Genomic DNA, 20,771 nt, shown 5'->3' with positions numbered 1-20,771 from the left:
TTATTTTAACGCTATATCTTTGTTTGTATATAAAAAGAAAAGTACAGTAGCACTGTACTTTTAGACAGTATAAAAGGCTATTAATAGTGTGATGTTAGCAGGTAAAATTAGCTTATGTAATAAAAAACTCTAAAATGTATGCACTTACATATTAATAGAAATATGTTTAAGGCACAATCAAGTACATTAGAAATTTATGAGTTAAAAGTAAATTCATACTTATTTTTACATTGTGGATTTATATAGAAATTCTATTAAAGAAAGGGAAATTATTGATGAATAACAACTTACCTAAAACTATGAAAGCAGCTGTCATGCACGGAACAAGAGAAATTAGTATTGAAACATTGCCTATACCACAAATTGATGAAAATGAAGTTTTAATTAAAGTAATGGCTGTAGGAATTTGTGGCTCAGACTTACATTATTATACCCATGGTAGAATTGGTAAATACAAAGTAGAAAAACCATTTATCCTTGGACATGAGTGCTCAGGTGAAATTGTAGCTATTGGATCATCTGTTGAAAGGTTTAAAGTAGGGGACCGCGTAGCTGTTGAACCAGGAGTAACCTGTGGACATTGTGAAGCATGCAAGGAAGGACGATATAACCTTTGTCCTGATGTACAATTTTTAGCAACACCGCCGGTAGATGGTGCTTTCGTTCAATATATAAAAATGCGTCAGGATTTTGTCTTTTCAATCCCAGATTCCCTCTCCTATGAAGATGCTGCCTTAATAGAACCTTTTTCAGTTGGCATTCACGCAGCGACTAGAACAAAACTTCAGCCGGGGTCAACAATTGCTATTATGGGAATGGGCCCGGTAGGTCTAATGGCAGTGGCCGCAGCGAAAGCATTTGGAGCAAGTACAATAATAGCAACAGACTTAGAACCACTACGCCTTGAGGCAGCTAAGCAAATGGGGGCAACTCATGTTATTAATATTAGAGAGCAAGATCCTCTTAATGAAATTAAAAATATTACTGATAACATAGGCGTTGACATTGCGTGGGAGACAGCAGGAAACCCAAAAGCATTACAATCTTCATTAGCTTCACTTCGTCGTGGTGGAAAATTAGCAATTGTAGGTTTGCCTCCTCAAAGTGACATTGCACTCGATATACCATTTATTGCTGATAATGAGGTTGATATATATGGTATTTTCCGTTATGCCAACACTTATCCAAAGGGAATTAAGTTTCTTGCTTCTGGTGCAATTGATACAAAACATCTTGTAACAGATAGATATGCGTTAGCTGACACACGCGAAGCGATGGAGAGAGCGCTGAATTTTAAAAACGAATGTTTAAAAGTTATAGTGTATCCAAACGAATAAAAAACATTAGACTTGAAAGCTAGGTTTCTAGTTGGTATTTATGACGAGATTCTTGAACTTTTAATTTTCAGATGTGGAGTTAAAATAGGACAATTGCAACTAAACCGCATCTGTTTTTTTCTTTAAGATTAATGTTGATAATATGGACTTTTTACTGTCTTTCTTAACATATTTTTGAAAACGCATTCTGGGGGTATTACCTATGTTAAACGCAGAACAATCACAAATATTAGAGAATGAAAATAAAGACAAATCTAGTTCGACTACTAGGTTGTCCTGGTTAGAACGGTTTGGATACGGATTGGGAGATATGTCATATAATATTGTTTTTCAATTTGTTAATGCCTATCTACTTTTCTATTACACTGATGTTGGAGGTATCCATCCTGCAGTTGTTGCGACCTTGTTTTTAGTAGTACGAGTCTTGGATGCTATTTGCGATCCTATAATGGGTATTATTTTAGATAAAACTAATACCCGCTGGGGAAAAGCGAGACCATACTTATTATGGGTCTCACTTCCTTTTGCTTTATTCACTATTCTTTGTTTTACTAACCCTAACTTAGGATTAACGGGCAATGTTATATATATGTACATTACCTACATCTTACTGGGGATGACTTTTAGTATGCAAACGATTCCAGTTAATAGCTTAACAGGGCGGATTACCAATAATGTTCAGGAACGTACGGTTTTAACGACTACTCGTATGATATTGGTTTATGTAGGAATACTACTCTCCATTTCATGCGCAACACCTCTTGTGACAGCTCTTGGTGGAGGAAACCAAGAACTTGGATTCCAAATGACTGCGATAGTCTATGCCGTTGTAAGTATAATTTTAAATCTATTTAGCTTCTTTACGGTACGAGAGCGCATTGTTCCTAAAAAGAGTAAAAAACATGGATTTAAAGTAACTTTATCCGTTTTGTTTAAAAACAAGCCGCTACTAGTATTAGTTTCAGCTTTCTTGGCATTTGCTATCGGTTTTAATATTAAGCTTAGTACAATGGTTTACTATTTTACTTACAATGTTCATCAAAAAGAATTAGTATTCTGGGGCACTGTTTTATTTTTTGGAGCTGCACTAATCAGTAACTTATTTATTCCTTTATTCTCCGATAAATGGGGTAGAAAAAGTGTAATGATTGTATCAGCTAGCGTATCGCTTATTTCATATATAGGACTCCAATTTACTTCGTTTGATTCAGTTAGTTTAATTTTATTTTGGCTGTTTGCTTCAGGATTCTTTACAACCCCATTAAACACACTAGCTTGGGGAATGGTTGCCGATTGTGTAGATTATGCTGAATGGAAAACTGGAGTTCGAGCAGATGGCGTTGTTATTTCCTTAATGAGTTTTACTAATAAGTTAGGGGTTGCACTTGCTGGATCATTTTCAGCTATCTATTTGGGTATAGCAGGTTATGTAGCTAATGCAGAACAAACCGCAGCTTCCCTAAATGCTATTAAAAATATGAATGCGTTAGTACCAGGAACTTTCATTTTACTTTCTGTATTAATAATATGCTTTTATCCTTTAACTGAAAAAACATACAAGAAAATGATTGTGGATTTAGAGAAAAAATCTAAGTAGTTAATTGAATTTTAAAATTAAGTAAATGAGTGTGATATAAGTGCAAAATAGTATAAGTGAAAATGCTCCAGTTGTTTGTGTAGGAGAATTATTGATTGATTTCTTTTGTAGCGAAATTGATTCTAATTTAATAGAAGGACGCAAATTTTTAAAAAGTGCCGGTGGAGCACCAGCAAATGTATGCGCAACCATAGCAAAACTAGGAGGGAATGCATCATTTAGTGGGAAAGTAGGCAGGGACCCATTCGGTTACTTTTTAGAAGAAACCTTAAATTCATTAAACGTAGATACTTCTATGCTTGCTTGGGATGAGAAAACAGCAACTACTCTAGCCTTTGTGTCACTGCAAGAAAAGGGTGAGCGAGACTTTGTGTTTCATAGGGGAGCTGACGCTTTTATGACAATGGATGACATTGACCTAAATGAAATAAATAAAGCTAAAATATTTCATTTTGGTTCAGCCACGGCGATGTTAACTTCTCCATTCCGTGAAGCTTATTTAAGCCTTATATCCAGTGCTAGAGAAAAAGGGAAATTTATTTCTTTTGACCCTAATTATCGAAGGGATTTATGGAAGGAAAGATTGGTTGATTTCATCTCAATAGCTAAGAAGGCTATTTCTTTAAGTGATTTTGTGAAAGTAAGTGAGGAGGAATTAGAAATTATCACAGGCACTAAGAATCATGAGTTAGGTGTTGATATTCTTCATCATATTGGAGCTAGAATTGTAGCGGTTACGCTTGGAAAAAGAGGAACATTAATATCTAACAGTAGCAAAAAGAAACTAGTAAAAGTATTCCTGTTATGTCAATTGACTCTACAGGGGCAGGGGATGCTTTTGTAGGTGCAACTTTATTTAAATTATCAAATATACATGATATCAAATTCATTGAAAAAGATTTTGAGCAGTTACTCGACATTATCACATTTGCAAATCGGATTGGAGCGCTTGTGTGTACAAAAATAGGTGCAATTGAAGCACTTCCAAGTATTGAGGAAATAGAAGGTAGTACTATATAAAATACTTTAGCGTTTACTTATCAAACTATAGGAATTAAGGAAAAGATAGATTTTTATATAATTAGAATCGATTACAATATTTATTTTTAAAGTTGTATGTATAGGAATCTATAAATCTGGCCAGACTAATAACGTATTTCCTATACTTCCTTAAATTTGAAAATCCTTTGTTTTTATCAGCAAAGGATTCTTTTTAGGTGTTTTTTTATCATCGCTCTCTTAATGGTTTATATTCTTTTTTCATATCTTTCACTTCTTTATTTGTTAATCAGCAAAAGTACTCCAGAAATCAGGATAATAATACATACTAACTTTTTAATAAGTGTACGTGGCAGATGCTCAAACCATCGAAGTCCTAAATTAGTCCCAATCAATATAACAAATAGGCCAGGTAGTAAATAGAACCGAAAAGAAGGGTTATAATCTCCGTTTATTCCATGTAAAGTTAAGGTAAAACCGTTTGTGATAATAAAAGAAGATTGGAGATTTGCATTGTATTCATTAACTCTTATTATATTATTGGAAATAAAAAAGCCCTACTTTGACTGAGGACTTTTTTTGGGTTTATACTTTTTACTTATTTTCTAAAACATGCTTTTTACTCGTTTCCCTCATGCTCAAAACTACACCTAAAAGGACAATGATTCCACCAATAAATTGGTTTATGCCTACCACTTCATTAAGGAGCAGAACAGAAAATAACACACCAAAAATAGGAACAAGATTCATTAGCGTCATCGCAGAACTAGAAGATAATTTGCGTAATCCAAAATTATATAATAAAAAAGCGATAACCGAGCAGAAAACACCTAGGTACAATAAGGTTAGAGATGATCTTATATCTGGTGTTTGCCAACTTGACTTCTCTATAAAGGCTAATGGAATAAACGTGATAGCTCCGGCCAAAGTTTGATAAAAAGAGATAGTAATCATGGAATATTTTTTGACAACTTTACGAGTTGTGAAGTTGTAGAGAGCAAAAATAAAACCTGCCACAATTAATATAATATTACCAATTAATTGTTTATCATCTGTCTGAATTTCAGGACTATAGGATATTTGATATACACCTATCATCGCTACTCCAATTCCTAGGGCCTTTACCCATGATGTCTTTTTTCTAAAAAAGAGAAATTCCATTAAAACCGTTATAGCAGGATACGACGCTACAATAATAGCGGCATTAGATGCTGTTGTTAGTTCAACTCCTATGTTCTCCAGAGAAAAATAAAGGGTAGTACCTAGTACACCACTTATAGACATTAACCCTATATCTTTGAATGAAGGCTTTATTTTATCTTTCCTGATTAAGAGAATAAGTCCTAAAATAACAGCAGCTATAACAAAACGAGCCGCTCCTAATGTAAGGGGTGGAAAAGAGGTATAGGCTATTTTTGTCCCAACAAACGATGTACTCCATAAAAGGACGGCTATTACCGAAGCACTTATGTATAAACCATTTCCTCTTCTAACCTTTCTTATTTTTAAGCTTTCTTGTTGTTTCGCTATCATTGTATCCATTATTACACCTCCAAGTAGGATTAAAAGCTATACAGTAGCTACTTTTGTAGCGACTATAATTAAATTATAATTTTTAATCCAAACTGTCAAGGGCACTAATGGTATACTTAGTTTAAAATTATTGACTTTATCCGGGTATTATCAAGGAGGACCAATCATGACACTAGATATAATAAAAATTTTGAAAGATGTAAATTTTACTGAATATGAGGCAAAAGCATATTTAGCTTTACTAGAAAAATCTCCTCTTTCAGGGTATGCTATTTCGTTAAATTCTGGAGTGCCAAGATCTAAAATTTATGAAGTATTAGGGGGACTAGTGGATCGAGGAGAAGTCATGATCAGTCATGAAAATCCCGCTCTATATACACCGTTACCTCCTAATGAATTAATCAACTTGAAAAAACGTAAAGCTGAATCCTCGTTTGAAGTAGCTGAAGAAGCTCTCGAAAATTATTCTTATGTATCTTTAAACAGAGAAAACATCTGGAACATTACAGGTTATGAGCCTATACTAAATCGTACAAAGGAAGCTATAAAAGAAGCTACAGGGCGTATTCTATTGGAAATATGGGCAGAAGATGCCCAGGAACTAAAAGAAGAATTGCAAGCAGCAGCAAAAAGAGGCGTAGAAATTTTAATTGTTTCTTATGGAGATTTAGTATTTGATTTTGCGCAGGTTCATCAGCATGATGCAAGCGAAGAAATAACCAATGAATATGGGGGACGATGGATTGTTCTAAGTGCTGACGATCGAGAGGTAGTTGCAGGTATACTATCACTTGGTAAGGACAGCCGTGCTGCCTGGACGATGCATCCGGGATTAGTTATGCCAATTACGGAAGTTATCATTCACGACTTGTATATCTATGAAATGATGAAAAAACATCGAGAGATCCTAGAGTCAAGCTTTGGACCGAACCTTATTGAACTTCGTAATCGATTTAAATTTAACTCATCAGGTTATAGCGTAGCAGCAAAATTAGGTTTGATTAAATAGCCAGTATTAATGCATATACATTAATAATAAAATTACTTATTATAGTCACCGTTATTGGCGAAATAAAAATCCTAATTTTTTCAAATTAGGATTTTTTTTCATACGTGTATATTAACTATTGGTTCGTTTTTGTAACATTAAATATTAAACAATGATAGGTTACTTTTATTCCGTTCTCATTACGATAATCATTTTCATATAGATTGATTAATTCACGAAAAAACGAAGGGCGTTGACAATAGCTTTCCTCGTTACTGTTACTTGCTCCAATTTTTTTTATTGAAGTAAAAAATGCCTGAACCGTTGGAAAGTATTGAGCCTCTAGTTTCTCCATTTTTGATAGTTTAAATGGATGCTCTTTCAATGGAACTAATGCTTGTTCACAAATTTGAGACAACTCTTCAAGAGAAAAAAACGATTGGCCAGGTGAACTGTTACTGGAAAGATCAAGCTTTTGTTTCGCATGACTGTAGCATGAATGAAGCTCTTGAAATGTACGATTACCAAAGGTTGAAAATAGCAGGCTGCCTGTAGGCTTAAGTTGTTTATACAATTTTTTTATTGTCGTATAAAGACTATTAAACCATTGAAATGTTGCATTCGAAATAATAAGGTCATAATGTCTTTCTATACTTAGTTCCTCGATATCTCCGCATATGAAAGAAACTCGATCTTCCGTTACTTTTTTCTTTGCTAGCTCCATCATTTCTGATGACAAATCAACTGCTGTAATAGTAGCCTTAGGAAATTTTTTGCACAATAATTGTGTTAAATAACCCGTGCCGCAGCCAATTTCAAGAATAGTTATTTTCTGGTTAAAGAAATTAGTGGAAAGCTGGTCTATTAATTGGTTTGCCATACTTTTTTGTACATCGGCATAAGCATCATAAGTTTTAGCATGATTATTGAACCTTTTCTTTAAAAGTTGCTTATTAATCATAAATGAGCTCCTTTTCGAGAAATTTTTCTATAAGTTGCGTACATTGCTGAGGCTTCGTAAAAAAAGGAATGTGGCCAGCTTTTTCTAGAATGCACAGCTGGACATTTCCACCAATCCTTTCAGCTATGAAAGAAGAAGACTCAGGTAAACATATTTGATCATCTCTTCCATGGATCAACAAACAAGGAGTTTGAATTTGATTGAGTTGCATTCTAACATCTTTTTGGAGTAAATAATCCAGCCCTGTAAGGAGGGAGTGCGTACTGTCTCCTTGATAATGACGCTGAACAACTTCAATAAATTGATGATGAAATTCTTCTTCTTTTTCAGATTTAGTGAACATAGCGTTATAAAATGAAGTAAGGGTTTTTTCCTTATTACGCTGTAGTTGTTTTTTCATACGTTCAACGATGCGTTGCTCCCATCCAAATGTATTATGCACGTCGCTCGTAAAGCGACTAGTTCCGCTAATTAATATGAGTCCTTCTATCTTGTTAGGGTATAAACTTGCAAGTTCAAGCGTTACAAGGGAACCTAATGACCAACCCATTAAATAAACAGTACCTTGAGTGGAAGTAAGCAATTGAATTGCTCGTTCTCTAAAGTCACTTAGTTCTTTTACACCTCTCCAGTCTGTACACAAAACGTCACATATAGTAGACAATGATTTTATGATTGGGTGAAACGCTGCTTTTTCCATTCCCCATCCGGGAAATATTATAATAGTCGATGGTTTCATTGAATCACACTCATTTCTTTTCCAATTAGAGAAATTCTCTTTATGGCCCAATCTAAATCTTCTCGAGTATGATCGGCTGTTACAGTAAAACGAATTCTTGCTTTATTCTCAGGAACAGTAGGAGGCCTAACTGCAATAGCAGCAATTCCTTCTTTCTGTAAACGCTCTGCAAACTGCATTGTTCTTTTGTTTTCTCCCGTCAAAATTGGAATGATTTGAGATTGACTTTTGCATGTGTTAAATCCTTCGTATGTAAGTGCTTTCCTAAAAAAAAGTGCATGTTGTTGAAGAAGTTTGCGACGCTCTGTGTCTTGTTGCACCTTTTCAATCGCAGCCGTTATTGCACCGAGTATAGCAGGGGGAAGAGCAGTTGAATAAATGAGTCCTCGCATTCTATTTTTTAAATAATCTATGAGCCACTGTTTTCCGGTAACATAAGCTCCAAATGACCCTAGCGCTTTACTAAATGTTCCCATTTGAATATCAATTTTATCTTGCAGATCAAGAAAATGCGCATATCCTTCACCATTTTTTCCGTATACACCGCTTGCGTGAGCTTCATCAACCATTAGTAGGGCGTTATACTGCTCTTTTAATTTAACAAGATCCTCGAGCTTGGCAAAGTCACCATCCATGCTGAAAACAGTATCTGTTACAATTAACTTCCGTGACTCCAAGGGAACTTTTTTTAATAAATTTTCTAGGTGGTTCATATCGTTATGGCGATAGCGTTGAAGTTTTGCACGGCTCAGTAGGGCTCCATCAATGATACTTGCATGATTTAACTTATCGCTGAAGATGAAGCCATTACGCGGAACCAAGGCTGAGATGATTCCTAGGTTTGCATTATAACCACTATTGATAATAAGTCCTGCCTCAGCTTTTTTCCAATTAACAAGTGCTTTTTCTGCTTTCTCATAAAGAGAGTGATTTCCTACTATTAAGCGTGAAGCTGTTGCTCCTATTCCATATGTCATCACAGCATCACTCATTGTTTTCTTCAGCCCCTTATCTCCTGCGTAGCCTAAATAGTTATTAGAGGCAAGGTTTAACATCTTATGTCCATTGACTGTAAGCCATGGTTGTTCAGCGAATTCTGTAGCAACAAGGTGCCGTTTTTGAAAAATTTCATCTAAATAGGCAAGTTCTCTTTTAATATCTTCTTCCCAATACAATACACTTTCACCACCGAAAATAAAAATATGTCAACTTATTTTTATTTATAGTTAACAATTATATCTAATCACGCCTTTAGAATAGTGTCAAGATAAAATAATTTAAAGAAGAGATACTAGATAATTGTCTCCATATAGCCTACTACAGTTCATTTTTTGAATCTCATGAGTACACGTGCAACCTTACTTCGGTACCTAAATAAAACGTAAAGAATCAATACTTTTTTCAACAATCATTTGAAGGTGTTTTAAAAACAATGAGGAATACCTAATATTGGTCGTGGATTTTAGAATAGGGAGGAATCTCAAGTGAAGGGTCAAGAATTACAGTTTTATAACTACCATGTATGGGCAAATCAAAGGATTTTTAGTCACTTAAAAGGCTTGCCTCAGGATATTTACCACAAGGAGGTTAAGAATGTTTTTTCTTCTGTATCGGAGGTGTTAGGACATATTTATGTTACTGATACTACATGGTTAAGTGTCATGTCAGGTTATAGTTTTGATGAAATTATCAAATCAGGAAAACAACTAAGAGAGAATATAAAAGGCAAAAGTATCGGGGAAATGGAGATGATGTTTCTTAACTTATCTGAGCAATTTAAAGCATTTTTTGACCACCAAGATAACCTTGATCAACTCGTTTTCTGCGCACATCCTAATTTTGGCCAGCTAGAAACTAATCTATTTGAATTAATCCAACATGTAGTTAATCATGGAACATATCATCGTGGAAATATAACAGCTATGTTACGCCAAATGGGATATCCTGGAGTTATGACTGACTATGTTGCTTATTTATATGCAATGAAGGTAAGTAACAGTTAGATACCTTAAAGCGTTCTAAGTTAAAAACTCTCTAAAAATTAATCTTAATAATAAGTTAAGAGGACGATTTGACAACTGCAATTCATCTTACTTCAAAAGTTCTGTAAAGGGTCGCGTATTCTTATAGGAATGTTGAGAATACGGGCTGAAGAAGAGTATTTAAGTAGAAATGAGAGAGGATTTTACATCATCTAAGTCCCAACATTTGTACTAAAAATCGTATAAAAAACGTAAAAGTCTGAGCATATTCATATTTATTAATTAAGTTCTTTTCTTAAGAAGAAGCTGCCAGACAGGCAGCTAATAATACAACTCTAATTTCTTTTAAGGTTTTGCGTTGCCAGGAGGCTTATTAGTTGGAAAAATTGCTTTTTCCACGTCTTCTGCTGCAATTACCGGATCTACCGTATTGCTATTTGGTTTTCCTTTCTGACTATTGCCTTTATCGCGTTTCTGACTCATTTTTAAATCTCCCTTCAAATTTAGTTACATTGTTAAGATGAGTTAATAGAGCGTAGCTTATTCAACCCATTGTCTTTTTTAATTATATTTATTTTATTGGTGTAAACAGGTGTCTAAGGTTCTAAAGAATCTCCTTTACCACAGTATTATTCCTTTTTTAATACCAATCTAGAACTTAAAAGTCCTTTTACCGGGACTTATCAGACAATAAGCTTCATTAGATAGTTGTTGGATAGGGCATTTGTTTTCTTAAACCGAATATATATTAGATGATTAAAACAAGTTAAGGTGGATTAGACATGGATAAAAGAGTAATTTTTGACTTTGAAGTCGATTTTACTAATGGCGGTGGAATACAAGGGCAGGAATTTCGTCTTGATATTGATGGTGATGATATCTCTGATGAAGAATTGGCTAAATATATTGTAAAAGATATGAGGCTGCTGATGGTGGGTGAGGTAAGGATACTGAACAAAAAAATTATTAGTGAGAAACATAAACGAAAACCTGCTGATGAAGATAGTGAAAAATAAAAAACTTATATGTTTTTTGTTTTAATCACATATGCATAGTAAAAAAAGAAGTTACCAAAAGGTGACTTCTTTTTTATTTAACCTTCTATCCTATCACTAACAGTAAGGAGCCGGTTCCTCTTAGCTTAGTCAACTTAATGGATTTATGGCTGGAAGATCAGCTTGGACATGCTGTTTTATTTGAAAACCTGCTTGATCCAATTGAGATTATGGTATTTAAACAAGCAGATTCATATATCGGAAAGTTTCAAACATTCATTGTGCAAAATCATCATTTATTTGATTAGTTTGCTATGTAAAAGCTGCCTCAATAGTCCAATCTCCAGCATATAAAAACCCAGCACTTTTTACATCGCCGGTTATATCTTTCAGTTCTTTTTCTTTCATTACAAAAGATTTCGCTCTTGCGTTCGCGCCATCCATATCTAACAACCAAATGATTCGTTCTTAATCAGTTTTTGATATTGACAGATTGATTATATTTTGTGAGACTTAATATACATAATGTTCATTAGTTTACATCGTGTGCAGAATGTGTGTTGTTGATACAGGGTAGTTTAATTTAAATAGTCAATCATCAGAAAAGGCCTAAATGGCTACATCTATACAAGTCATAATCATATGTCTAATACTTAATAACAGTGATACAAGGAGAGCAACTATGACTAAAAAAGAAAAAGTAGATCCTAGGATAAAAAGAACAAATAAATACTTAAGAGACGCTTTAGTCGAACTTCTTAAAGAGAAAGACGTTACATCCATTACGATTCAAGAAATTACGGAAAAAGCAGAATTAACGCGGGGAACCTTTTATTTGCATTATCAAGATAAGCAAGACTTTCTTATGCAGAGTATGAATGAAGTTCTAGAAGAGCTAATAGAGAAAGTAAAACCAAAACAAAATAATGAGGATTCCGCAGCAGTAGAAGAAAACGATGAATCCGTTTCTTTCTTAAAGCTTTTTGAATTTATCTATGAACATGCCGATTATTTTAAAGTTATGCTAAGTGACCGAGGATTACCTCAATTTAGAAGTCATATGACGGAAATTGTAAAGAAGAGAGTGTATGGAGAGCTAATCTCTTCGATTGGAGAAGCAGAGGATGGACTTGATATCCCTAAAGATATCCTGATTAGTTATATCACGTCAGCTCATATAGGTGTCATTTGTTCTTGGCTAGAAAGTGATATGAAATTTAGCCCTGCATTTATGGCTGAAAAATTAACCAGGCTAACACTTTTAGGGCCAATTCGAGTGGCAGGTTTAGAAAATAAAATAAAGCTTCCTTACTGAAGCTTTATTTTTTAGTTTGTTCAAATGCGGATAAATATCTTTCTTCTTTACCATAGCTACTGTGATGGTTGGAAGAAACGTGAACGCCGCATTTTTAGCTTTTTACAATCATGAAGGGCAGAAAGGAATTGTAGTATGAAAATAGAAAAACACTGGGGGATTTCCTTACTGGCAGTTTTAGCTATTGGTCCTGGTTTAATGTTGAACACTTCATTAAATTCCATACGTGAAATTCTCCAACAAACGTTTAACGATCAATCTTATATTTCGATAACACCGGTTTTAATAGGGGTTATGAGCTTTGCATTTTGTATTCCATTTGGACCTATCCTTCGACATAAGATAGGGGAGAGAAGGACTTATGTTCTTTCGATGTGTTTGTTTCTTATAGGGGCTATTGTAAGCATTGCTTCTAACGGCTTCTTAGGAATAGGCATTGGTCGTTTTTTACAAGGGACAGGAACGGGTTTAGCACTTATGATGATGATTCCAATGCTGGTTCTTTCTTTTCCGATTCATAAACGGAACTTGGCATTACTAATTCTTATTGGCGGATTTTATGGATCTAGCGTTGTCGGTATTTTTCTCGGAGTGTTAGTGAACAGCTATGGCCATTGGAGAGGGTTATTCTATATAGCTGCCGTACTTTCCTTACTGGGAATATGCTTCAGCTACAAATTTTTAACGAATGATCACGCCAAGCAACAGCACAAACATCATGAACCATTTGACATCATTGGTGTAGCGTTAATGTTTATGGTTACCGCATTTATTACGTTTACATTACTTAATCTCCAAAAATCAGGATGGGCATCTACTTATGTATGGATAGGCATAGTGGGAAGCATCATTTTTCTATGCTTTTTATTCGTAGCAGAATGGCATCTTAAAAATCCGTTAATTCCCTTTAGATTAGTGGCTTCTCGAAAACCAGCTCTCGCTATTCTGATCGCTGTTATAGGCAATATTAGTATGAGTTTAACTCTTTTGTCCCTACAAGGATTGCTTAAAAGCGGATCAAGTTTTGATAAAGGAGATACTTCACTGATCTATATCGGGCTTTTTGCGGGAATAGCGATTGCGGCCATATTAAGTGCCGTATTATATGATAAAGTTGGACCGGGCGTATTAGGTATTATAGGAGCGGTCATTATTATGGGAGTGAACATACAGTGGATGTATTTAGACGGTCATGTTTCTGCAGTCCTCTTTGTTAGCAGCTTTGCCGCTTTAATCGCAGGAGTAGGGTTCACAGTGGCTGCAGGTCTTATGGGTGCTGCTTTAGGCGGACCGCTACCAAGTTTAGTCCCTAGGATGGTCACGGTTCAATTTATAAGAGTTACAGTATCTGCAGTCATCCCTGTAATCAGCAGTATCGTCTTTGCAAAGGTGTATAAAGATCACCTTGCAACGGTAAGTGCAGAGAGTCAGGTTGCTAGTAAAGAAAATTTCACGCAATCTCTACATGTAAAAACTGAAATCATTACTTATCATACATTTTCTACGTTTTCGTGTGTATTGAGCATTGTAGTATTAATTCTCTCGTTTTTGATGTTCCTAACAGGTAAAGGCCACAAGCTGGCTCATAAGCCGCATGATAAAGAAAAAAATAAAGAAAAGCTGAGTACCGAAGAGGTTCACAGTAAAAAAGATACTCCCGTTTTTGAGCGTTCGCCTAAAGAGACTGTTTCGAATCAAGTCATTGGTGACAGCGAGTATAGAGCAGCTTTGAAAAAGTTTGGTCAGCCTAAACCTTCTCCTAATAAAATGCTGCATATGAGAGATCAAGAATATAGAAAAGCTCTTAAAAGAATGAAAGATATAGGACAATAAGTTAAAAGTTGAACTCAAGGAATTTGAGTAAAGAATAGAAAGAGCAAACTCACATGTCAGGGAGTTTGCTTTTTTCATTTCTACATGTACTCCTTCATTTATTAAAGTGGAGACACTGAATTCAATAATTCTGTTCAGAACTACCCATTATCCACATAAATTTTTAACTATAATATTCTTCTGCTTAGAGGAATATCTTTTTAGTTAGATAAATTTAGTATGTGAATTCGATTTGGAGAAAAATTTTAGTGACCAGAATGGGAAAAAAGAGAATACCCTATAAGATATTGTATGGATATAAAAGGACATTACTTTTGTAGATAACGTCCTTTTACATAGCTAATTATTCTTTTTCAACTACCGTAAAGTATTGGACGTTTCTTTTAACAATGACCAAATCATTTGCTAGATCCAATATTTTACTTTTATCTTCAAACCTGTACTGTATGTAGTTCTTTGCACGAATAAGTGATTTAGCTTCCACTAAATGACTTATTTCACCATTAATTAGATGAAACGTTACTTCATATTTTTTCATAAGAAAACACCTCCATAGTATCAATTTTTACTATTACTTAATTTCTGATACTATTTCTTTTGACTGATGATTAAAAAGTTAGTTGTGTTCTATTAGGGCAAACAGAACAAAAAGTATACAACAGAAACAAATTTTAATTGTCACAGGGCACTAAGTTAGGTATATAGCTGTTGTTATTTAGTATATTTTAGATAGAAACAGTACTTATAGCTGTGTTACAATATTCCTGTTATATAAAGTGAAATTCATTTTATAGTTCTATTTCGTTTTAACTTACTTATTAAAAATTCCATATTTATGAATGGAATTTAGTTTACATAGGAAGGTTTCTAAAGTTGATTTAGAAATGAAATGGAGAGGTATCTGTGGAAAGAAACGAATTTAGAAGACAAAAAGCACTTCGGTCAAAAGAGAAGAGAAAGAAAAAGCTTAGTCAACATAATGCCTTAAACCTATCACTCATCTTTATATCAATATGCATTGTTTGTCTGCTAATCAACTTATCATTGAGATAGAAAAACGTTCACCAAAAAGAGTATGTAAAAGAGAGGAAGACAATTTAATATGAGTAATCAACAAACAGTAGCCGAAAGCTCTAACATCAAAGTGCTGCCGATTATAACATCGTTTCTTATTGCTGGATTTATCGGTTTATTTAGTGAAACAGCTTTAAATATGGCGTTAAAGGAGCTAATTTCTGGCTTTGGCATTCACGAAACAACCGCGCAGTGGCTGACAACAGGGTATCTGTTAACGTTAGGAATTTTGGTACCTATTTCAGGTTTTATTCTTCAACGCTTTACAACCAGACAGCTTTTTATAGCATCTCTAATTTGCTCAATTATTGGAACATTTATTGCCGCTATTGCACCAACATTTGGGGTACTCATGATTGCCCGTGTCGTGCAAGCCGTTGGAACTGCTTTACTTTTACCGCTTATGTTTAACACGATTCTTGTTATTATCCCGCCGCATAAGCGTGGAAAGTCAATGGGGATCATCGGCCTTGTTATTATGTTTGCGCCAGCTGTTGGACCAACCGTATCAGGCTTAATCTTAAAAACATTAACGTGGCACTGGATTTTCTGGATTTCACTTCCGCTGTTATTTGTTGCCTTAGTGTTTGGAGCTTTCTTTATGCAGAACGTTACCACACCAACGAAGCCAAAAATCGATATGATTTCTGTTGTTCTTTCAACAATCGGTTTTGGAGGAATTGTGTTTGGATTTAGCAGCGCTGGAGAAGGCGGAGGCTGGGGAAGTCTACAGGTTATTCTAACTCTTGTGATTGGAACCATTGCTTTAGTTGCATTCTCTATTCGTCAAACGAAGATGAAAGAGCCAATGTTAGACCTTAAAGCCTTTAAGTATCCAATGTTTACAATTGGTCTTTTATTAATTCTAGTCTGCATGATGGTACTGCTGTCTGCGATGATGATTTTACCTTTATACTTACAAACATCATTAGCTTTATCAACCTTTGCCGCTGGTCTAATGCTTCTTCCTGGAGGAGTGATTAACGGAATTCTTTCACCGGTTATGGGCGGATTATTTGACCGTTTTGGCCCTAAATGGTTAGTTATCCCTGGGCTTGTAATTGTAGCCGGCACCATGTATGGTTTCTCAACCGTAACGCTGGAAACGTCAACTGGGTTTATCGTTGGATTGCACATTGCGCTTATGATAGCCATTTCGATGATTATGATGCCGGCTCAAACAAACGGATTAAACCAGCTTCCACCTGAGCTGTACCCGCATGGAACGGCGATTATGAACACTTTACAACAGGTTTCTGGCGCAATTGGAACAGCGGTTGGAATCTCCATTCTGTCATCGGGTTCAAGAAGCTTCCTTGAGACGGTATCAGATAAAATGGATCCACTAAATCAAATTCTTGCCTTTACCAACGGTGTTCAACACGCGTTTGTCTTTGCGATTATTGTTTCCATTGTTGGGTTAGTTATCTCGTTCTTTATTAAGAGAGTTAATGTTGAACAGAAGGCGCATTAATAAAAAAACACAGACCATTTTATGGTTTGTGTTTTTTTAGGTCTAGGAGAAGGTTTTAAAGTTCTCCATTGGCCATGTTATTTTTGAAAATCTGAAGCGTTTAATTTATCATGCTGCAACTCATCTCCAAACATTTTAACCAAAAAGTGAAGACTGCTAAATAGAAATTGATTGCTTAAAAGACGTGTTTTTTTGTAATAGGAGGACACTATAAGAAGAACTAGATTAAAGTACATTGAGGTGAGTTCACTTATGATATCAAGAAAACACTTAGGGTTTAACTTATCTATAATAGCAATTCCATGGTTATCATTGTTGTTTATAGGAAAACGCAGCATAAAACGTTATTCAGTAGCAGGGATTTTTATTGTTATCTTTGAGATTATTAATCATTTGTATGGACATCAGAGGAAGTGGTGGAAGTTTTATGATAAAAAAGATTCGTTTATAAAAGATGAACTTCCTTTTAGTATTGGGCCTTATATGCCTCTTTCAATGTGGCTGCTTAAATCTTCGTATGGAAACTTTAAGAAGTTTTTATTACTGAATATTATAGTTGATGGAATCTTTGCTTTTTACTTTATTGATGTTCTTAAAAAGTGGAAAATTGTAAGTCTAGAACGGTTAACGCATTTTCAATTTTTTATCTACCTTCATTACAAAGCATATTTGTTATATGGAGTGCAGTATTTATTTGAAAAGGTGAAAAGATGAAGTTAATCTTATCCTTTTCTTTTAAATCTAAAACCTGCGTAAGCTATTACTAACGAAATAACAGCAGCAATACTAATCTTTATGTAGGAAAGCTCTAAAGCCCAAGGACCATATTGATTCACGTTTAAATGATACATGGACCACCATTGGCCATCTTGCCCGTTAGAAAAAGAGAAGGTGATCCATAGAAGGAGCAAGAACAGGAACCATACAAAAAAGATGACATTATTAGCGATTTTCTTATTTATTTGTTACCCCTCCTCAAGAGGTTTTAATAATTCTTTAGTTATTGCTTTAAACTGATTTTAAAACGTTCATTAAATGAAAAGTTTACTTTTTTGATTGCCATTATCTTTTATAAGTAGTTTTATAAAGAATAGAGGGTAAATCATCAAGTACAAATTAAAAGCCCACCATGTGAAATCGAAATCTTTAATAAATGCCCAATACGCAATGGCTTGTAGCCCTGAGCAAAATGTTAACACTAGAGAAATTAAAGCGTAGCCTTTCCATGATTCTCTATGCAGCTTGTATAAATATAGGCTAAACAATCCAGTGAATGAAATAAGAATATCTAGAGGGAAGAACGACCAGTTCCAAGCCATGACTATAGGGTTATCGTAATCCTTAAAAGCTGCACTTTCGGGTATTAATTCAAAGTAAGTAACAATCCAATAGATAATAAATCCGATATCTGTAACAAGAAAAAAAGGTTTTAAATATTTCATCTTTTTACCTCATGTGTTTTTCCAAAGTGGATTTACTAGTAGTAGCTTCTTTTTCCCCGGTTATATTTAATGTTACTACGCCGATAATAATGAGAGCGATAGCAACAATTTTTAGCAGGCTTACACTTTCATTAAAATACATAAATCCAATTAGTGTAATAATTATAATTCCCATACCTGACCAAATAGCATAAGCAATTGAGACCTCTAAACTTTTTAAAGTTAACGTCAAAAAACACAAACTACAAATATAAAAAAATATGAGCCACACACTTGGTATAACTTTAGTAAAACCGTCTGATAATTTCATAGATGTAGTACCAGCCACTTCAAAAAGAATAGCTAAACATAGATAGATCCAATACAAAATTCTTCGCCACCTTATTTTTTTATAGAAATACCATTCAAAAGAATATCAATAACAGATTTTAATATTTCACCCATTGTGAGTTTAGTGTTTAGCAAGAAGCTTGACTGATAAATTTGATTGATTGCGCCCAGGTATAGCTCTATAAATAGTTGTGAGTCAATTTCACGTAAAACACCTGTTTCTATTCCTTCTTCCATCAGTTTTACCACTAGATCCCACTCTTGCTTTAAAAAGTCATCTATCTTAACCCATTGATTATAGTGAAGCCGCTTTAAATCTGCTAATAGACGAATATCCATTGTATTAAACTCTCCAGGAACACATATAAGGAGTTGAGTAATCTTTTCAAGTAAACTTAGACTTTCATCATGGAAGATTTCTTCTTCTTTGTTCTTGATCTGTAGGATGAGATTTTCAATTATCGAGTCAATGATGTCGTCTTTGGAGCTGAAATGTTGGTACATGGTTCGTTTGCTAGTTCCTAAGCTCTTAGCTAAATCGCTAATAGTAAAAGAAAGTCCTTTTTGTTGAATTAAAAAAATTGCTTCATTTGTAATTCGCTCTTTCATAAAAAACCTCCATTTGGTACCAGGAATATTTTTGTAGTACCAAGTGTATTTTACAACATATTTTTCCAAAAATAAACATCTTATTTTATCTTTTTTACTTTTTTTGGATTTTAAGCATTCGAGATCTCATTGCATGTGTTTTAAAAGAGTTAATTAATATTATTAAAATATAAATTTATATTTTTAATTTATTTCTTAAAAATGTTTAATTTTATTGTTTTTAATATTAAATATTTGTTGTATAATCAAATTAACTAAAAGAAGGAGATTTGATTATGGCTTATAAAGTAATTACAAATTGTCCTGTCTGCAGTGAAACGTTAAAAATTACAAAGCTGCAGTGCAGCCATTGTCACACGACGATTGAAAATGAGTTTGAATTATCTAAGTTGGCATCCTTATCAAGTGATCAGCTTCATTTTGTAGAAGTGTTTTTAACATGCAGAGGAAATATCAAAGAAGTTGAGAAAGAACTGGGCGTTTCATATCCAACGGTTCGAGGCAAGTTAACAGACATCATTTCATCTCTTGGATATGTAGAAAAGAAGAAAAATGAAGTAGACGAGAAAAAAGTTGTGTCTATGTTAGAAAATGGTGAAATTACAGCAGAAGAAGCCATCAAGCTCTTAAAAGAAGAATAGGGAGGGAATTTTTATGAAAGAGGAAATTACAAGAGTGTTAACAATGGTTCAAGAAGGCAAAATTGATGCGGAAAAGGGATCAGAACTGATTCAAGTATTAAAAGAGAAAGAAGAAACAGGCAATAAGCTTTTGAAAAAGCCAAATGCGTATCTAGATAAAATGTTAAAAATTCGAGTTGTGTCAACTGAAAACGATAATGTAAAGGTTAATTTGCCGATAAAGCTTGTCAAGCTGGTATTAATGGCGGGACACAGCATCGCAGCAAGTATTCCTCAATCAGAAAAATATGTAAAAGATATAGACATAAACCTGATTGTTGAAGCAATCGAAAACGAGTTAGATGGCCAAATTGTTGATATTAAATCGGCGAACGGGGATACCGTTTCAGTCATCATTGAGTAATGGTTTGCTTATGATTCATGTAAAAGTGAAAACAAAAGATGTTCGATTTAGCATTCCAGTTCCATATGCTCTTTTAAACATTGCTATTAGCGTTGCTTTTTCGAAATTTATCCAGAAGCATGCCGATAAATGGACAAAAGAACATTTTAAAAGAAAAGGGCTGAATTTCACTTTTCCGATAATAGATAAAACCATGCTAAAGCCTATTGTTAAGGAACTGAAGAAACATAAGGGAATGGTACTAGTAGATGTCAAAGCTACTGACGGTACAGAGGTAAGAGTTAAACTATGATGTAGCTTTGCAAAGTGCCTACCCGCGTGTAAAAATAAAACCTTATTCGTCTATATAGATGTAAAAAAGGCTAAAAAAAGAGATCATACAGTTTGCTATCGTGCTGTATGATCTCTTTTTTTCTCTGCTTCTTTCCTTTTCTTATTTAACCTATATCCGGAGTGAACGTCCTAAAATATGGAAATAAACATAACGATCCATATTCCTATCCACACTGACATCGTATT

23 protein-coding genes and 1 pseudogene are annotated in these 20,771 nt (G+C 34.4%); 14 read left to right on the top strand and 10 right to left on the bottom strand.

The window, feature by feature from the left end; all coding sequences use genetic code 11:
- Window positions 1-275 precede the first annotated feature (275 nt).
- From Q5794_RS19075 to Q5794_RS19065, 3 genes and pseudogenes are all read left to right on the top strand, one after another.
- Entirely contained in the window at window positions 276-1,337 is a 1,062-nt protein-coding gene (locus tag Q5794_RS19075; RefSeq protein WP_214987281.1) for an NAD(P)-dependent alcohol dehydrogenase, read from the top strand.
- 202 nt (window positions 1,338-1,539) lie between these two features.
- Complete coding sequence (locus Q5794_RS19070) at window positions 1,540-2,934, top strand: MFS transporter (protein ID WP_057234332.1); 1,395 nt, start codon at window positions 1,540-1,542, stop codon at window positions 2,932-2,934.
- 40 nt (window positions 2,935-2,974) lie between these two features.
- A pseudogene (locus tag Q5794_RS19065) lies at window positions 2,975-3,954 on the top strand (carbohydrate kinase).
- A 573-nt stretch (window positions 3,955-4,527) separates the two neighbouring features.
- On the opposite strand, the gene Q5794_RS19060 reads toward Q5794_RS19065, so the two are convergent.
- Entirely contained in the window at window positions 4,528-5,475 is a 948-nt protein-coding gene (locus tag Q5794_RS19060; RefSeq protein ID WP_214987279.1) for a DMT family transporter, read from the bottom strand.
- A 157-nt stretch (window positions 5,476-5,632) separates the two neighbouring features.
- On the opposite strand from Q5794_RS19060, the gene Q5794_RS19055 reads away from it, so the two are divergent.
- A complete protein-coding gene (locus tag Q5794_RS19055) occupies window positions 5,633-6,475 on the top strand; it encodes a TrmB family transcriptional regulator (protein WP_013084386.1) in 843 nt (280 codons plus the stop codon).
- A gap of 115 nt (window positions 6,476-6,590) precedes the next feature.
- Here the strand turns inward: Q5794_RS19055 and bioC are convergent, their stop codons facing one another.
- The 3 genes from bioC to bioF are packed head-to-tail and all read right to left on the bottom strand — an operon-like array spanning window position 6,591 to window position 9,329.
- Window positions 6,591-7,415, bottom strand: coding sequence for a malonyl-ACP O-methyltransferase BioC (bioC, locus tag Q5794_RS19050; RefSeq protein WP_268575160.1), 825 nt, complete (start codon window positions 7,413-7,415; stop codon window positions 6,591-6,593).
- Window positions 7,408-8,154 (bottom strand): alpha/beta fold hydrolase, encoded by a 747-nt coding sequence (locus tag Q5794_RS19045; protein ID WP_374988311.1) that lies wholly within the window; start codon window positions 8,152-8,154, stop codon window positions 7,408-7,410. Before Q5794_RS19045 ends, bioC begins: the two co-directional genes overlap by 8 nt.
- Complete coding sequence (bioF, locus tag Q5794_RS19040; RefSeq protein WP_214987276.1) at window positions 8,151-9,329, bottom strand: 8-amino-7-oxononanoate synthase; 1,179 nt, start codon at window positions 9,327-9,329, stop codon at window positions 8,151-8,153. Before bioF ends, Q5794_RS19045 begins: the two co-directional genes overlap by 4 nt.
- A gap of 309 nt (window positions 9,330-9,638) precedes the next feature.
- On the opposite strand from bioF, the gene Q5794_RS19035 reads away from it, so the two are divergent.
- On the top strand, window positions 9,639-10,157 hold the full coding sequence (locus tag Q5794_RS19035; RefSeq protein ID WP_214987275.1) for a DinB family protein: 519 nt from the start codon (window positions 9,639-9,641) through the stop codon (window positions 10,155-10,157).
- Window positions 10,158-10,481: 324 nt separating this feature from the next.
- Here Q5794_RS19035 and Q5794_RS19030 read toward each other — a convergent pair whose 3' ends face one another.
- Window positions 10,482-10,619, bottom strand: a complete 138-nt coding sequence (locus tag Q5794_RS19030; RefSeq protein ID WP_165351633.1) for a hypothetical protein — start codon at window positions 10,617-10,619, stop codon at window positions 10,482-10,484.
- A 299-nt stretch (window positions 10,620-10,918) separates the two neighbouring features.
- Between Q5794_RS19030 and Q5794_RS19025 the strand changes: the two genes are divergently transcribed.
- Together Q5794_RS19025 and Q5794_RS19020 are read left to right on the top strand one after the other, a co-directional pair.
- Entirely contained in the window at window positions 10,919-11,152 is a 234-nt protein-coding gene (locus Q5794_RS19025) for a cyclase (RefSeq protein WP_214987274.1), read from the top strand.
- Between the two features lie 137 nt (window positions 11,153-11,289).
- Window positions 11,290-11,439 carry a DUF2935 domain-containing protein gene (locus tag Q5794_RS19020; RefSeq protein ID WP_226897303.1) on the top strand — a complete coding sequence of 50 codons (150 nt, stop codon included), beginning with the start codon at window positions 11,290-11,292 and terminating at the stop codon, window positions 11,437-11,439.
- A 4-nt stretch (window positions 11,440-11,443) separates the two neighbouring features.
- Here Q5794_RS19020 and Q5794_RS19015 read toward each other — a convergent pair whose 3' ends face one another.
- Window positions 11,444-11,575, bottom strand: a complete 132-nt coding sequence (locus Q5794_RS19015) for a hypothetical protein (RefSeq protein WP_264295236.1) — start codon at window positions 11,573-11,575, stop codon at window positions 11,444-11,446.
- Window positions 11,576-11,813: 238 nt separating this feature from the next.
- On the opposite strand from Q5794_RS19015, the gene Q5794_RS19010 reads away from it, so the two are divergent.
- Together Q5794_RS19010 and Q5794_RS19005 are read left to right on the top strand one after the other, a co-directional pair.
- A complete protein-coding gene (locus Q5794_RS19010) occupies window positions 11,814-12,446 on the top strand; it encodes a TetR/AcrR family transcriptional regulator (RefSeq protein WP_192995024.1) in 633 nt (210 codons plus the stop codon).
- 135 nt (window positions 12,447-12,581) lie between these two features.
- Complete coding sequence (locus tag Q5794_RS19005) at window positions 12,582-14,279, top strand: MFS transporter (RefSeq protein WP_374988310.1); 1,698 nt, start codon at window positions 12,582-12,584, stop codon at window positions 14,277-14,279.
- 343 nt (window positions 14,280-14,622) lie between these two features.
- Here Q5794_RS19005 and Q5794_RS19000 read toward each other — a convergent pair whose 3' ends face one another.
- The gene (locus Q5794_RS19000) at window positions 14,623-14,817 is read right to left on the bottom strand and encodes a hypothetical protein (protein WP_013058394.1); all 195 of its coding nucleotides are present in this window, start codon (window positions 14,815-14,817) and stop codon (window positions 14,623-14,625) included.
- Window positions 14,818-15,381: 564 nt separating this feature from the next.
- On the opposite strand from Q5794_RS19000, the gene Q5794_RS18995 reads away from it, so the two are divergent.
- Together Q5794_RS18995 and Q5794_RS18990 are read left to right on the top strand one after the other, a co-directional pair.
- The gene (locus tag Q5794_RS18995; RefSeq protein ID WP_214987271.1) at window positions 15,382-16,827 is read left to right on the top strand and encodes a DHA2 family efflux MFS transporter permease subunit; all 1,446 of its coding nucleotides are present in this window, start codon (window positions 15,382-15,384) and stop codon (window positions 16,825-16,827) included.
- A 252-nt stretch (window positions 16,828-17,079) separates the two neighbouring features.
- Window positions 17,080-17,541 carry a hypothetical protein gene (locus tag Q5794_RS18990; RefSeq protein WP_374988309.1) on the top strand — a complete coding sequence of 154 codons (462 nt, stop codon included), beginning with the start codon at window positions 17,080-17,082 and terminating at the stop codon, window positions 17,539-17,541.
- A 317-nt stretch (window positions 17,542-17,858) separates the two neighbouring features.
- Here the strand turns inward: Q5794_RS18990 and Q5794_RS18985 are convergent, their stop codons facing one another.
- The 3 genes from Q5794_RS18985 to Q5794_RS18975 are packed head-to-tail and all read right to left on the bottom strand — an operon-like array spanning window position 17,859 to window position 19,208.
- Window positions 17,859-18,269, bottom strand: a complete 411-nt coding sequence (locus Q5794_RS18985; RefSeq protein WP_268575156.1) for a YvaD family protein — start codon at window positions 18,267-18,269, stop codon at window positions 17,859-17,861.
- 4 nt (window positions 18,270-18,273) lie between these two features.
- Window positions 18,274-18,636: a DMT family transporter gene (locus tag Q5794_RS18980; protein ID WP_374988308.1), complete on the bottom strand. Its 363-nt coding sequence runs from the start codon at window positions 18,634-18,636 to the stop codon at window positions 18,274-18,276.
- 14 nt (window positions 18,637-18,650) lie between these two features.
- On the bottom strand, window positions 18,651-19,208 hold the full coding sequence (locus tag Q5794_RS18975; RefSeq protein ID WP_214987269.1) for a TetR/AcrR family transcriptional regulator: 558 nt from the start codon (window positions 19,206-19,208) through the stop codon (window positions 18,651-18,653).
- Window positions 19,209-19,483: 275 nt separating this feature from the next.
- On the opposite strand from Q5794_RS18975, the gene Q5794_RS18970 reads away from it, so the two are divergent.
- From Q5794_RS18970 to Q5794_RS18960, 3 genes are read left to right on the top strand one after another with little or no spacing between them, the layout of a single operon-like run.
- The gene (locus tag Q5794_RS18970) at window positions 19,484-19,849 is read left to right on the top strand and encodes a DUF2089 domain-containing protein (protein WP_057234362.1); all 366 of its coding nucleotides are present in this window, start codon (window positions 19,484-19,486) and stop codon (window positions 19,847-19,849) included.
- 13 nt (window positions 19,850-19,862) lie between these two features.
- Window positions 19,863-20,252 (top strand): hypothetical protein, encoded by a 390-nt coding sequence (locus tag Q5794_RS18965; RefSeq protein WP_192995010.1) that lies wholly within the window; start codon window positions 19,863-19,865, stop codon window positions 20,250-20,252.
- A 10-nt stretch (window positions 20,253-20,262) separates the two neighbouring features.
- The gene (locus Q5794_RS18960) at window positions 20,263-20,544 is read left to right on the top strand and encodes a hypothetical protein (RefSeq protein ID WP_214987268.1); all 282 of its coding nucleotides are present in this window, start codon (window positions 20,263-20,265) and stop codon (window positions 20,542-20,544) included.
- Window positions 20,545-20,771 lie beyond the last annotated feature (227 nt).

The organism is Priestia megaterium, from assembly GCF_041941685.1.
Classification (GTDB): domain Bacteria; phylum Bacillota; class Bacilli; order Bacillales; family Bacillaceae_H; genus Priestia; species Priestia megaterium_C.
Note: the sequence above shows the minus strand (reverse complement) of the source record. Positions and strands in the feature narration are given on the sequence as shown.

Excerpts from the sequence above, each read along its gene's own strand:
- Q5794_RS19075 (WP_214987281.1), top strand. The coding sequence starts at position 276 with ATGAATAACAACTTACCTAAAACTATGAAAGCAGCTGTCATGCACGGA.
- Q5794_RS19070 (WP_057234332.1), top strand. The coding sequence starts at position 1,540 with ATGTTAAACGCAGAACAATCACAAATATTAGAGAATGAAAATAAAGAC.
- Q5794_RS19060 (WP_214987279.1), bottom strand. The coding sequence starts at position 5,475 with ATGGATACAATGATAGCGAAACAACAAGAAAGCTTAAAAATAAGAAAG.
- Q5794_RS19055 (WP_013084386.1), top strand. The coding sequence starts at position 5,633 with ATGACACTAGATATAATAAAAATTTTGAAAGATGTAAATTTTACTGAA.
- bioC (WP_268575160.1), bottom strand. The coding sequence starts at position 7,415 with ATGATTAATAAGCAACTTTTAAAGAAAAGGTTCAATAATCATGCTAAA.
- Q5794_RS19045 (WP_374988311.1), bottom strand. The coding sequence starts at position 8,154 with ATGAAACCATCGACTATTATAATATTTCCCGGATGGGGAATGGAAAAA.
- Q5794_RS19030 (WP_165351633.1), bottom strand. The coding sequence starts at position 10,619 with ATGAGTCAGAAACGCGATAAAGGCAATAGTCAGAAAGGAAAACCAAAT.
- Q5794_RS19025 (WP_214987274.1), top strand. The coding sequence starts at position 10,919 with ATGGATAAAAGAGTAATTTTTGACTTTGAAGTCGATTTTACTAATGGC.
- Q5794_RS19020 (WP_226897303.1), top strand. The coding sequence starts at position 11,290 with ATGGATTTATGGCTGGAAGATCAGCTTGGACATGCTGTTTTATTTGAA.
- Q5794_RS19015 (WP_264295236.1), bottom strand. The coding sequence starts at position 11,575 with ATGGATGGCGCGAACGCAAGAGCGAAATCTTTTGTAATGAAAGAAAAA.
- Q5794_RS19010 (WP_192995024.1), top strand. The coding sequence starts at position 11,814 with ATGACTAAAAAAGAAAAAGTAGATCCTAGGATAAAAAGAACAAATAAA.
- Q5794_RS19005 (WP_374988310.1), top strand. The coding sequence starts at position 12,582 with ATGAAAATAGAAAAACACTGGGGGATTTCCTTACTGGCAGTTTTAGCT.
- Q5794_RS19000 (WP_013058394.1), bottom strand. The coding sequence starts at position 14,817 with ATGAAAAAATATGAAGTAACGTTTCATCTAATTAATGGTGAAATAAGT.
- Q5794_RS18995 (WP_214987271.1), top strand. The coding sequence starts at position 15,382 with ATGAGTAATCAACAAACAGTAGCCGAAAGCTCTAACATCAAAGTGCTG.
- Q5794_RS18990 (WP_374988309.1), top strand. The coding sequence starts at position 17,080 with ATGATATCAAGAAAACACTTAGGGTTTAACTTATCTATAATAGCAATT.
- Q5794_RS18985 (WP_268575156.1), bottom strand. The coding sequence starts at position 18,269 with ATGAAATATTTAAAACCTTTTTTTCTTGTTACAGATATCGGATTTATT.
- Q5794_RS18975 (WP_214987269.1), bottom strand. The coding sequence starts at position 19,208 with ATGAAAGAGCGAATTACAAATGAAGCAATTTTTTTAATTCAACAAAAA.
- Q5794_RS18970 (WP_057234362.1), top strand. The coding sequence starts at position 19,484 with ATGGCTTATAAAGTAATTACAAATTGTCCTGTCTGCAGTGAAACGTTA.
- Q5794_RS18965 (WP_192995010.1), top strand. The coding sequence starts at position 19,863 with ATGAAAGAGGAAATTACAAGAGTGTTAACAATGGTTCAAGAAGGCAAA.
- Q5794_RS18960 (WP_214987268.1), top strand. The coding sequence starts at position 20,263 with ATGATTCATGTAAAAGTGAAAACAAAAGATGTTCGATTTAGCATTCCA.